The sequence below is a fragment of the Phascolarctobacterium succinatutens genome (assembly GCF_023497905.1).
GTDB lineage: Bacteria > Bacillota > Negativicutes > Acidaminococcales > Acidaminococcaceae > Phascolarctobacterium_A > Phascolarctobacterium_A succinatutens.
Window position 1 is genome coordinate 1775858 of sequence record NZ_CP097284.1, and the last position, 11711, is coordinate 1787568.

Genomic DNA, 11711 nt, shown 5'->3' on the forward strand with positions numbered 1-11711 from the left:
CGGTGATACCATGATTTTTAAATTTGAAGCGCAAGCCCCCAAAATTGATGAAAAGGCCTATGCCTTTAATACTGCCACCCTGATTGGCAAGGTTGAGCTTAAAGAGTACGCCAGCGTTTGGCCAGGCGTTACTATCCGCGGCGACGTTAACCGCATCGAGGTTGGCCGCTACAGCAATATCCAGGACAACAGCGTGCTGCACGTTGCTGATAACTACGCCTGCATCGTCGGTGATTATGTAACTGTAGGCCACTGCGCTCTGCTGCATGCCTGCACCGTTGAAGACCACTGCCTCATCGGCATGCATTCTACCGTACTTGACGGCGCTGTAATCGGCCACGGCTCTATCGTTGCTGCCGGTGCCGTTGTAACCAAAGGCACCATCGTACCGCCGAATTCCCTGGTTGCCGGCATTCCTGCCAAGGTTATCAAAACATTGGACGAAAAAGGTATAGCTGCAATCCATGCCCAGGCACTGAAATACAAAACATTGTGGACCGAACGCTACGGCCTGCTGCCTGATAATGACGGCGAACGCTACCACGGCGAGCAAATCGTTTAATTATCAAAAACAGAAGCCTGACAATGTCCTCTGATTAAGAAATGCGTAAAAATTTTTAATCAGGTCACGCTTCATTAATAGTGCAAAAAAATCCCGTTGCACGGCGCAAGTCTGTGAACGGGATTTTTGCTTACAGCAAACACTTAATCTCATAATCAAAAAAGCCATCTCCGTATTCCTCAAGAACAACGGAGATGGCTTTTCAGCTTCAAATATACTTTTTATTTAGTTGCTTTCGGCAGCAACGGCTTTTTTAGCAGGGCAAATAATAGCTGCAATAGCATAAGCAGCAATACATACCAGCCATTCCATGTAGATTACATTCGGGAAAATGCGTACTGCCGGGGTAAGCTGCCACAGCACCAGCAGCACCAGGCCTGCCAGCAAAGTCCAGAAGCCTGCGGCTTTAGAAGCATACTGCGGGAAGAACAGCGCTACGATTACGATAACGCTGAAGGCAGCAGTCAAAGACAGACCAATCATAATCGTACCCAAAATACTGGATACGCTCATAGCAAGTCCCAAGGTAAGAATACCGCTGATAATGATGCAGGCACGTGTCATCAGCAGCTGACGCGCCTGGTCACACTGCGGATTGATGAAGCGCTTGTAAATATCACTGGAGAACAGTGTACCGGCGCTAAGCAGCAGGTTACAAGCAGTAGATACATCCGCAGCCCACAGAGCTGCCAGAGTGATACCTGCCAACACCGGCTGCAGGCCTACGATAACCTGCGGCAAAGCAAGTGCAGCCTGCGCATCAGGATACATAGCCTTAGCAACCAAACCAAGGAAGGCAGCCAGAACGCCTACCGGCAGCATCAGAATGCCGCCCCAGACGAAGCCCTTCTTAGCAGTTGCAGCGTCCTTAGCGCCCAGAGAAATCTGCAGAATACTTTGCAGAGAAAGATTTACGGTAATCAAAGTTACAACCCAGCTGGTGATGGTTACAGGGCCAACACCGTCAATAAAGCTGAACCAGGGCACATTAGCCGGCAAAGCAGCAGCCAGATGATCCATGCTGCCAATTTTTTTGAACTGAATAATAGTTGCCGCCAAAATGCCAACGTAAATCAGAATAATATTCAATACATTAGATAAGGATGCAGACCACATACCACCGATAAAGGTAATACCGATAAAAGTGATAGCGCTGACAATCATACCTGTGTGGAAATCAAAGATATCCGGCAGGATAGCGTGCAGAATACTGCCACCCGCAATATATTGCAGACTGATGATTACCAACTGAATAACAATCTGGCAGAAAACGCCCAAGATTACCGCGCCCTTGGTATGATGGCGTTCGATAAGCTCAGTGATAGTCGTAATGTTCTGTTCACGGTACTTTTTAGCCATGAACAACCCCATAACAATCGCGCCCAAAGCCCAGGCAATCGTATACCAACCGGCACTCAGACCAACACGGAAGGCATGCTCGGAAACGCCGATAGTCGACGCACCGCCGACAGCCAGTCCGATAATAGTAACACAAATCAGAGGCGCAGAAAGTCTGCGTCCCGCAAGAGCAAAGTTTTCGTTGTTTCCTTCACTACGTTTTTTAGCGTACCAGCTGATAGCGAACAAAGCAACAATGTACAATATTAAGATGAATAAAGAAACAGGCACAAAAAATCCTCCTTTAAATTATACATGCCTGTTAAAGAAATACAACGTCATCGCTGGCAGTATCCCTATACTGCCTCACATCAGACCTAATCGTGCAGACTTCAACAACATATAATACAAAAACCATTTGTGCTGTCATTACAATTCCCCATCGCCCATACCGGCAAGCATCCCAATGCAGACCAAATATACGCCTCCTGATGCTTCCTTGCAAAGCAGCCACATATATATTAGCTAAATTATATCCCGCCAGGAAAAAACAGTCAAGATTTTTTCACAAAAAAGTATTGACAAAATAGCCTCTTGCAGTTAAAATAAATATTGTTGTTGGCCTCGTAGCTCAGCTGGATAGAGCGTTTGACTACGAATCAAAAGGTCGCAGGTTCGAGTCCTGCCGAGGTCACCATTTTGAAATTGACATCGCAAGAGATTGCGGTGTTTTTGTTTTTCTGATTAAAATAATCTTTTCTAAGAAAAAAGAACCGGTCACTAAAACCGGTTCTGCATAAAAGAATATAAAGCATTGACGCCGAAAGCTGCCCCTGATACTGCTTGCGCATTATCAGGGGTATTTTCATGCGTTATATAGAAATATGTGTATGAGTAAAAATTACAGGCTGCGGATTTTTTTGCGCAGCGGCAGAATGCTTGCCGGGCTCACAGAAAGCTCATCCATGCTCATGCGTACAAACTCCTTCGTCAAGCTCAAATCAGCGCCCAGCTCGCCGCAGACGCCGCACCAGATGCCTGCTGCATGCGCTCCCTGCACCGTCATTTCAATCAGACGCAGGATTGCAGGATGATGTGCATCAAAGAACGGCTCCAGCTGCTGGTTTTGGCGGTCTATAGCCAACGTATACTGACTCAAATCGTTTGTACCGATGCTGAAGAAATCAACTTCCTTAGCCAGCTCCGCACTGATCAGTGCTGCTGCCGGCGTTTCAATCATAATGCCGACCTCCATCTTCGGGTCGAATGATACACCTGCATACTTCAGCTCTGCCTGTACTTCGCGCAGAATTTTACGCGCCTTGCGCACCTCTTCTACACTGATAATCATCGGGAACATCACAGCCAGCTTGCCATAGGCGGAAGCGCGGCAGATAGCGCGCAGCTGCGTAGCAAACAGCTCCGGTCTTTCCAGACAGATACGGATTGCGCGATAGCCAAGCGCCGGATTTTCCTCCTGCAGCAGCTCGAAGTAATCAGCCTGCTTATCAGCGCCGATATCAAGCGTACGGATAATAACACGCTTGCCGGCCATTGCCTCCGCTGCCAGCTTATACTTTTCAAACTGCTGCTCCTCTGTCGGATAATCCTTGCTTTCCAGATAAATGAACTCACTGCGGAAAAGTCCGATGCCCTCTGCATCGTTCGCCAGCACGCTGGCCAAATCACCGGTGCCGCCGATGTTGGCATATACATGCACCTGCTGGCCGCCGCCGGTAATGCTCTTTTTGCCCTTGAGCTCCTCCAAGAGCTTTTTATGCTGTGCATCCTGCTCCATCTTCGCCTTGATACGCTCCAGCGTTGCTTCATCAGGATCAACGAAAACCTCGCCGGTATAGCCATCAACCGCTATCAGCTTGCCGTCATATTCTTCACCGATGCTGCTGCCGGTGCTGACAACCGCAGGAATACCGATCGTGCGCGCCAAAATTGCCGTATGCGAATTTACACTGCCTGCCGCCGTCACAAAGCCCTGCACACGCGATTTATCAAGTTGTACGGTTTCGCTGGGTGCCAGGTCATCCGCTGCCAGAATGTAACTGCCACTGCCGCTTTCCCAGCTGCTGCCTACATCACCCAGGCAGCCAAGCACCTTGTTGGAAATATCCTTGACGTCGGCAGCGCGTGCACGCATATAATCATCTTCCATCGAAGAAAAAATTTCTGCAAAATTAGCTGCGATAGTCTGCACCGCATATTCCGCATTAACCTGCTGTGTGCGGATAATGCCTTCAACAGACTCTATATAATCAAGGTCCTCCAGCATCATCTGGTGAATTTCAAAAATAGCGGCATTATCCTTGCCTACATCTGCAACAGCCTTTTCATAAAGCTCTGCCAGCTTATCTATAGCACCCTGACGCGCTGTCTGAAAGCGTGCAACCTCAGCCTCGGCATTCTGCACCTTACGACGTTTAACTGCTGCTGCATTACGACGCAGTACAGCCAAGGTTCCCAGCGTTACGCCACCGCAAACGCCCTTACCCTTTAATGAAAGCATTTTATCACCTCGCGAAAAATCTCTCTTACTGCGAACTTACAGGTTAGCCTTGAAGAAAGCCTCCAAAGCTGCTGCTGCTGCATCCTCATCAGCACCCTCGCAGGTAACAGTAATCTCTTCACCCTTTTTAACGCCCAGGGCCATAACGCCGAAGATACGCTTCAAATCACCTTTTTTAGCACCTTTGGCAATGGTGGTACTGCTGGCAAATTTGGCAGCCTCTTTAACGAGCAGTCCTGCCGGACGTGCATGGATGCCTGCTTCATCAGTAATAACATAAGTAAATTGTTTCATTTTTTATTTCCTCCGTTTCGCTAATAACAATATTCTGCCGCTAAATCCTTAAAATCCTATTTTTGTTTTTATCTTTTTTCTCTATCTGTTATTCGTTCACGTTCTTTTTAACAAACCCCATAAGCACAGCTGCCAGCACACTGCCTGCTGCCAGAGCTGCAAAATACATCGGCCAGTTCTGCACTACGCCGAAAACAAATACACCGCCATGCGGTGCCGGAACGCTGCAGCCAAAGGCCATGGACAAAGCACCGGCTACACCGCTGCTCAAAGCGCAGGTCGGAATTACACGCAACGGGTCACTTGCTGCAAAGGGAATAGCGCCTTCGGTAATAAAGGACAGACCCATGATAAAGTTGGTCACGCCGGACTGACGCTCCTTAGAAGTAAATTTACTCTTAAACAGCATAGTACACAGTGCAATCGCCAGCGGCGGCACCATACCGCCAATCATAACCGCAGCCATAATCTCGCTGCTTACAGCGCTGCCGTCAGCTGCAGCCAAAGAAGCAGTACCGAAAACATAGGCTGCCTTGTTCAGAGGACCGCCGAAGTCAATGGACATCATAGCACCCAACACAAAGCCCATCAGCACTTTGCTTGTTGTGCTCATGCTTGCCAGCGCACCTGCCAGCCATTGGTTGAAGGCTGCAGTCGGCGGGTTGATAACGTAGGTCATCAAGATGCCCATAAGCAGCAGGCCGATAACAGGATACAGCAGAATCGGCTTCAGACCTTCCAAGCTGTCAGGCAGTACACTGAACACCTTGCGCAATGCCAGGATCAGATAACCGCCAATGAAGCCTGCAAACAGCGCGCCGAAGAAGCCGCTGCCGCCGGAGGCTGCCAAAAAGCCGCCTACGATACCAAGCATCAGTGCCGGACGCTCGCCGATACTCATTGCGATATAGCCTGCCAAAATCGGCATCATCATGCTGAACGCCAAACCGCCGATATTCTTAAAGAAGGCTGCTAGCGGCGTGCCGCTGCCAAACTTAGCCGTGCCGGCAAATTCCATATCGAACATAAATGCCAGCGCGATAAGAATACCACCGCCGATTACAAACGGCAACATGTGCGAAACGCCATTCATCAGATGCTTATAAATTTGTCTCCCCAGACTTTCCTCAGCATCTGCCACGTCACTTGTCGCCTCGCTGCCGCCCTTGCCTGCGTAAGCAGAAACATTACCGCTCAAAATCTCCTCGATAAGCTCCTTCGGCTTGTTGATACCGTCAGCTACCTTAACGAAGATAACCGGCTTGCCTGCAAAGCGCTCCACAGGCACGTTCTTGTCTGCAGCCACAATAATGCCTTCGGCTTCTTCTATCTCTGCCGCCGTCAGCTTATTTTTTACGCCGCCGCTGCCATTGGTTTCAACCTTCATTGCAACGCCCATCTTACCGGCCATCTCCTGCAAAGCCTCTGCTGCCATATAGGTATGTGCAATACCTGTCGGGCAGGCAGTAACAGCCAGCACCTTGCGCTGCTTAGCAGGCTCTGCTGCCGGTGCCTCTTCTTCCTCATCCTCAAACTTTTCATTTTCGTATTTGTCGATAACTGCCAAAAAGTCCTTGGCGCTACCGGCATTCAGCAGCTCGCTGCGGAAATTATCGTTCATCAGCAGCATGCTCAGATGGCTCAGCACATCAAGATGCACATTATCCTTCGTATCAGGTGCAGCAATCAGGAAGAACAGCTTCGCAGGCTCGCCGTCCAGACTGTCGAAGTCAACGCCGTCCTTTACCAGCATAGCTGCCAGTCCCGGTGCCTTTACAGCACTTGTCTTGGCATGCGGAATGGCAATGCCTTCACCTATACCCGTGCTACCCTCCTCTTCACGACGCAACACGCAGGCTCTGTATTCGTCCTTATCAAGCAGATTACCGCCGCTCTCCATCAGCGTAATCAAATGCTCCAGCGCTGCTGCCTTATCCTTAGGCTGCGCTTTAAGATCAATGCTTTCTACCTTCAGCAAATCAACTATTTTCATCTTATTTTTGCCCCTTCTTTTTTATTTATTAGTCACGCCCTGTAAAATAATTTTATCAATATCATCACTTGTTGCCAGCCAATCCTTAAACGCGCTTGCGCTGCCTGCGGCTACGCCAAGGCGCAGCGCCTCCTCATAATCCTGCGTTTTAAGATAGCCAGCCAAAAAGCCGGCCACCATACTGTCACCGGCACCAACAGAGTTTACCAGTTTACCCTTCGGTGAAGCCATCATATGCTGCCTGCCATTTTCGTCCAACAGTACAGCTCCGTCCGCTCCACGCGAAACCAGCACATTACGTGCTCCCTGCTGCTGCAGCTTCAGTGCAGCAGCAAGAATATCCTCCTCATTCAGCAACGGTCCCCGGCCAAAGAACTCTCCTAATTCCTCATGGTTTGGTTTGATTAAAAACGGCTTATATTTCAGCACCTTGAGCAGCAAATCGCCAGTAGCATCTACCACAACCCGTGTGCAAGCAGGCTGCAGCAGCTCCAGAATCTGCTCATAAATATCATCCGGCAGTGAAGCGGGTATACTTCCTGCCAGCACCAAAATATCATCCTGCGTCAGACCCTGCAGCTTGGTGAAAAGCTTTTGCAGCTCTTCCTTGCTCAGCTGCGGTCCCTGACCATTCAGCGCCGTTTCCGAGTCCGAAATAATCTTCGTATTAATGCGCGAGCAGCCTTGACCGGCCTGAATAAAATCACAGCGGCAGCCTGCCTCCTGCAGCAGGCGTTCTATCTCTGCACCGCTAAAGCCGGCCGTAAAGCCCAAGGCTACCGATTGCAGCCCCAGATTTTGCAGCACCAGCGAAACATTGATTCCCTTGCCACCCGGATATATATTTTCTACTTGGGTGCGGTTAATCTCGCCTACTGCAAAATTATCAACCTTTACCACATAATCCAAGGAAGGGTTAAAGGTTACAGTATAAATCAAAGTACAATCACCTCCGTATGCTGCTTGTAGGACCTAACGTTCAAGCCCTCCTGCGCAGCTGTAATAATCACGCCCTTGGACAACGGGCCGAAGGACACGTTCGACAGCGCCTCAAACTTGCTGGCATCCGCCAATACATAGCATTTACGGCAATGCTCCATCGCCACACGCTTATTCATGGCCTCCTCTATATCAGGAGTTGTGAAGCCCTCTTCTACCGTAATACCGTTAGTTCCGAAAAAGCCCTTGCTGAAATGATAATGCTGCAGGGAAGCAACCGCTTCCGTACCGATTACCGCATCAGTTGTCGCCTTCACACGCCCTGCTATAAGCAGTGTTTTCAGGCCGCGCTGCGCCAGCTTCTGTGCCAGCGTAATACCGTTCGTTACATAAACAGCATCCTTTTCCGTCAGGTAGGTTGCCAGCTGCTCGGTTGTCGAGCCCGCATCAAGAAAAATAAAATCGTTGGGACGCACCAGCGTTGCCGCATACGCAGCAATTGTACGCTTATCTTCAATGTTACGACTGTATTTTTCCTGCATATTGCGCTCCTGCACAGGCTCCGCCTCGCGCACGGCAGTCGCACCGCCATGCACCTTGCGTACCTTGCCCAAGCTGTCCAACTGCACCAAATCACGGCGGATAGTGGACTCAGAGGTTTCCAGAAGCCTTGCCAGCTCCGGTACTGTCGCCGCACCGTCACGCGTGACAATGCGAACAATTTCTTCAAATCTTTCTTGTGTTAGCATGAGCATCTCTCCTCTTGCAGATATTATATAATCATTTTCACGCAAAATCAATCATTTTTGAGCAAGAATCTGCATTTTTTTGATTTTTTTGCAGATTATCTTCAGCTTCTTTCAAAGCAATAAAAAAGCAGATGCCTCTCCCAATTTGGAGAAGCATCTACATGAAGAATTGTTTGTATAGTTTTAAAAACAGTGTGCATAAAAGCGTCAGCTTATTTTACCAAAGCACGCATTTCATCCGCAGTCAGAGTAAAGTATTCCTTTACGGTATAGAGCTCACGGCGACCGCGGCAATCTGCAAACAAAGCAACATCAACATCAGGAATATTTTCTATTGCTTCCTCTACGCTCTTGCCGTTTTTGGCATAAGCCTCAAATCGCAGGACAAATTTTTCGCCGGTACCTGCCGGAACCAGCATTGCTTCAAAATAATCATCCTCGCGCAGATAACCCTCACGGTTAACCTTACCGCGCAGCAGCACATCACTATACTGCTCCTGCGGCAGATAAATACGCATATAAGCATCCAGAATAGTACCTTCCTGCTTGCCTACGTTATCAAAAGGTACCTCTAAGGAAAAATCAATTCTGTCGGCATATACCTTATCCAAAACAGCCTTAGTGCGCTGTTTTACCAACAAACGCATTACAGCATCACCCTGAATAGAAATATATACACCTACAATTATAACGCCTAAAATAAACAGTCCTACAAGGACTCCCACAATCGTCATCAGCATCTTGCTTCCCCCTTACGCCTTATGATAATCCTTGATAATGCAGATTGGTGTTTTTTCACTGCCGTTGCCAAAAGGATTATCAATAAGGATTTCCGCAACCTTATCCGGATCAACACCTTTAGACCAGCCAAGCACTGCAGAGCGCTTCAAATCGTTAACGTCGGCAATAGCAGCGCCATAGCAGCCGCAAGCCTTGGTAATTGCTTCGGCAACCTTTTCCGGTTCTGCCGGACCATAAACAATATGCTTGTCATACGGAGGCATTGTGCCGGTAACATCGTCAATCAGGCGAGCCTGTTTGCCTGCCATACGGTAGAAGGTACCGCTTACGCCTACACATTTAGCAGCAAAGCCGCAAATTACTGCCCACAGAACACGTGCACCGCCCTCTGCGTCAATTAGGGACTGCATGCTGTACCAGCTGCTGATACTGCCCTTGGCCGGAAACAGATGCGACAGCACCTTAGCCAGCGGTCCCGGATGGAACTCCTCGCAGCGCATTGCTCTACCTTGAGTAATAGCTACTACGCTTTCGGCAGTGCAGACAACATCATTGGGGCCGATTTTATCCTTGGCATATTCCAGAATAGCATCACAGATATCATCGTGATGAGTCAAAATTCTTGTCGGCACAGGAACAATCTTATACTTTTCCATACTCTCACATCTCCTCCGCAGCCTTATCCGCTGCATATACCTTCTGAATTTTATCATACCATTCAGGCTTCAAACGAACAATGTGGCCTTCATTATCGGTAAACACATTGCGCGTATAGCCTTCAACCGCCACAGCGCCGTCGCGCAGACGGATAACAGTATAATCAAATTCCATTTTTGCTTTATTAAAGGCACTCATTTTTACCTGTACTTCAAAATCATCATCAAAGGTACAGGAATTTTTATACTTGGCGCGCACCTCGGTAATCGGGAAAATAACGCCGTCAGCCATCAGCTCGCCCAAGGAAATACCGCAGGCACGCAGATATGCTACACGTCCCATTTCAAACCAACGCAGATAGTTGGCATGATGCACAACACCCATCATATCAGTTTCAACAAAACGCACCTTATCTCGTATTGTAATCATAAAATCTCCTTTGCATATTCAAGGCTTCCTGCAGATAACAGGCTTACAATCAATTTATTATTATAGCACTTTTAGCGCCAAGTGCCTAACAAATCTTATAAATTAGATAAATTTTTCTCTGCCAGCAAACGCTTAACCTTTTCAGCCAGCAAAGCATAAAGTACGGAAAACAGCGGTACGCAGACAATCATACCGGCAACACCGCCAAGGCTCGCGCCAATCGTCACCGCCGCCAGCACCCACAGCTCCGAAAGACCTACAGCCTTACCCACAATCTTAGGATAAAGCAAGTCAGCCTCAATGCGCTGCAGTACAATGTATAATATAATAAAATACCAAATTTTCTCCGGTGCTGCCACCAATATTAAAAAGCAGCCGATAAGAGCACTGATTAATGTACCGAGAATCGGTATCAGGCTCAGCACTGCCACCAGCAGCGAAATTACCGTCGCATAGGGAAAGCTGCAAAGCTTCATGCTGACGAAATACATCACGCCCAAAAGCAGCGCTACTACCAGCTGTCCGCCCACAAAGCCGCGGAAAATCTGCTCCGCCGTCTGCAAAACATGCAGGATATAGGCAGCGCGCTCCTTCGAGCAGAAGGCAAAAATTACCCGTTTAAAATTGCGCACCAGACGATGCTTTTCCAGCAGACAATAAATCGCTACAACAAAACCGATAACACAGTTGGCTAGCACCTCAACGAGTGAGGCTGTTGCCAAAAATGTCTGCTCCAGCAAAAGACGCTTGTTGTTCTGCAGATAATTGAGCATCGTCTGATAAACTTCCTTAGCCTGCGCCTGTACTACAGCCAGCTCGTCTGCCGAGAAGGAAAGCTCCTGCGCCTTCTGCTGCAGATAAATATTCAGCTTGGCTAACGCCGGCGGCAGCATCTTGACGAGCATTTTCATACTGGCGTGCAGCTCGGGCACAATCGTCAGCACAAAGAAGGCCAAAAAGCCGATAATGATTGCAAGGCTCAGAAGCAGACACACAGGACGCTCAAAACGCGTTACTACGCTCTGCTTAAAAATTCTGCGCCAATATTGCTCCAGTTTTTTCATCAGAACGTTGACGATAAAAGCCATACAACCGCCAATGACAAACGGCAGCAAAACATCATATATACCAGCCAGCAGTTTTAGGCTGACATTGTAATTCCACAACGCCCAGATAAGTACAATTGCAAAGGCCAGCAGACAATAAGGATTTCTTTCTTTCATAAGCAACCTCTATTCAAAGCGCATGTCCAAGGTAATACATGCTCATTAAATTAATAATATTATTGTAACATATAAGAGCGCACAAGACAAAAAAGAAGGCTTTTCTTTGCATAAGTTTCACATCTGTGGTATAATTCCATTGTAGTTTTTGCGCCTGTAGCTCAGTGGATAGAGCAATGGTCTCCGGAACCGTGTGCGGAGGTTCGATTCCTCTCAGGCGCACCAAAAAGAAAAGTACCGCTAAGGCTTTTTGAAGGCTTTAGCG

11 protein-coding genes and 2 tRNA genes are annotated in these 11711 nt (G+C 48.3%); 3 read left to right on the forward strand and 10 right to left on the reverse strand.

What is annotated here, in order from left to right; translation table 11 throughout:
* Window positions 1-13: 13 nt before the first annotated feature.
* Complete coding sequence (locus tag M5E81_RS08410) at window positions 14-562, forward strand: gamma carbonic anhydrase family protein (protein WP_413641481.1); 549 nt, start codon at window positions 14-16, stop codon at window positions 560-562.
* A 225-nt stretch (window positions 563-787) separates the two neighbouring features.
* On the opposite strand, the gene M5E81_RS08415 is transcribed toward M5E81_RS08410, so the two are convergent.
* Window positions 788-2191 (reverse strand): sodium:solute symporter family protein, encoded by a 1404-nt coding sequence (locus M5E81_RS08415; protein ID WP_249747285.1) that lies wholly within the window; start codon window positions 2189-2191, stop codon window positions 788-790.
* 329 nt (window positions 2192-2520) lie between these two features.
* Between M5E81_RS08415 and M5E81_RS08420 the strand changes: the two genes are divergently transcribed.
* Window positions 2521-2597 (forward strand) — tRNA-Arg (locus M5E81_RS08420).
* Window positions 2598-2801: 204 nt separating this feature from the next.
* Here the strand turns inward: M5E81_RS08420 and ptsP are convergent.
* From ptsP to M5E81_RS08465, 9 genes are all read right to left on the reverse strand, one after another.
* The gene (ptsP, locus tag M5E81_RS08425) at window positions 2802-4421 is read right to left on the reverse strand and encodes a phosphoenolpyruvate--protein phosphotransferase (RefSeq protein ID WP_249747286.1); all 1620 of its coding nucleotides are present in this window, start codon (window positions 4419-4421) and stop codon (window positions 2802-2804) included.
* Between the two features lie 36 nt (window positions 4422-4457).
* Window positions 4458-4715 (reverse strand): HPr family phosphocarrier protein, encoded by a 258-nt coding sequence (locus M5E81_RS08430; protein WP_009146104.1) that lies wholly within the window; start codon window positions 4713-4715, stop codon window positions 4458-4460.
* Between the two features lie 88 nt (window positions 4716-4803).
* Window positions 4804-6708, reverse strand: coding sequence for a PTS fructose transporter subunit IIABC (locus M5E81_RS08435; RefSeq protein ID WP_249747287.1), 1905 nt, complete (start codon window positions 6706-6708; stop codon window positions 4804-4806).
* 21 nt (window positions 6709-6729) lie between these two features.
* Window positions 6730-7647 carry a 1-phosphofructokinase gene (pfkB, locus tag M5E81_RS08440; RefSeq protein ID WP_009146106.1) on the reverse strand — a complete coding sequence of 306 codons (918 nt, stop codon included), beginning with the start codon at window positions 7645-7647 and terminating at the stop codon, window positions 6730-6732.
* Window positions 7644-8396, reverse strand: coding sequence for a DeoR/GlpR family DNA-binding transcription regulator (locus M5E81_RS08445; RefSeq protein WP_040565335.1), 753 nt, complete (start codon window positions 8394-8396; stop codon window positions 7644-7646). Before M5E81_RS08445 ends, pfkB begins: the two co-directional genes overlap by 4 nt.
* A 212-nt stretch (window positions 8397-8608) precedes the next feature.
* The gene (locus tag M5E81_RS08450) at window positions 8609-9136 is read right to left on the reverse strand and encodes a hypothetical protein (RefSeq protein ID WP_009146109.1); all 528 of its coding nucleotides are present in this window, start codon (window positions 9134-9136) and stop codon (window positions 8609-8611) included.
* Window positions 9137-9148: 12 nt separating this feature from the next.
* Complete coding sequence (locus M5E81_RS08455; protein ID WP_210684837.1) at window positions 9149-9793, reverse strand: coenzyme F420-0:L-glutamate ligase; 645 nt, start codon at window positions 9791-9793, stop codon at window positions 9149-9151.
* A 4-nt stretch (window positions 9794-9797) separates the two neighbouring features.
* Window positions 9798-10223, reverse strand: a complete 426-nt coding sequence (locus tag M5E81_RS08460; RefSeq protein ID WP_249747288.1) for an acyl-CoA thioesterase — start codon at window positions 10221-10223, stop codon at window positions 9798-9800.
* A 95-nt stretch (window positions 10224-10318) separates the two neighbouring features.
* Window positions 10319-11446: an AI-2E family transporter gene (locus M5E81_RS08465; RefSeq protein WP_249747289.1), complete on the reverse strand. Its 1128-nt coding sequence runs from the start codon at window positions 11444-11446 to the stop codon at window positions 10319-10321.
* A gap of 150 nt (window positions 11447-11596) precedes the next feature.
* On the opposite strand from M5E81_RS08465, the gene M5E81_RS08470 reads away from it, so the two are divergent.
* A tRNA-Arg gene (locus tag M5E81_RS08470) sits at window positions 11597-11671 on the forward strand.
* Window positions 11672-11711 lie beyond the last annotated feature (40 nt).

Excerpts from the sequence above, each read along its gene's own strand:
- M5E81_RS08450 (WP_009146109.1), bottom strand. The coding sequence starts at position 9,136 with ATGCTGATGACGATTGTGGGAGTCCTTGTAGGACTGTTTATTTTAGGC.
- M5E81_RS08435 (WP_249747287.1), bottom strand. The coding sequence starts at position 6,708 with ATGAAAATAGTTGATTTGCTGAAGGTAGAAAGCATTGATCTTAAAGCG.
- M5E81_RS08465 (WP_249747289.1), bottom strand. The coding sequence starts at position 11,446 with ATGAAAGAAAGAAATCCTTATTGTCTGCTGGCCTTTGCAATTGTACTT.
- M5E81_RS08455 (WP_210684837.1), bottom strand. The coding sequence starts at position 9,793 with ATGGAAAAGTATAAGATTGTTCCTGTGCCGACAAGAATTTTGACTCAT.
- ptsP (WP_249747286.1), bottom strand. The coding sequence starts at position 4,421 with ATGCTTTCATTAAAGGGTAAGGGCGTTTGCGGTGGCGTAACGCTGGGA.
- M5E81_RS08430 (WP_009146104.1), bottom strand. The coding sequence starts at position 4,715 with ATGAAACAATTTACTTATGTTATTACTGATGAAGCAGGCATCCATGCA.
- M5E81_RS08445 (WP_040565335.1), bottom strand. The coding sequence starts at position 8,396 with ATGCTAACACAAGAAAGATTTGAAGAAATTGTTCGCATTGTCACGCGT.
- M5E81_RS08460 (WP_249747288.1), bottom strand. The coding sequence starts at position 10,223 with ATGATTACAATACGAGATAAGGTGCGTTTTGTTGAAACTGATATGATG.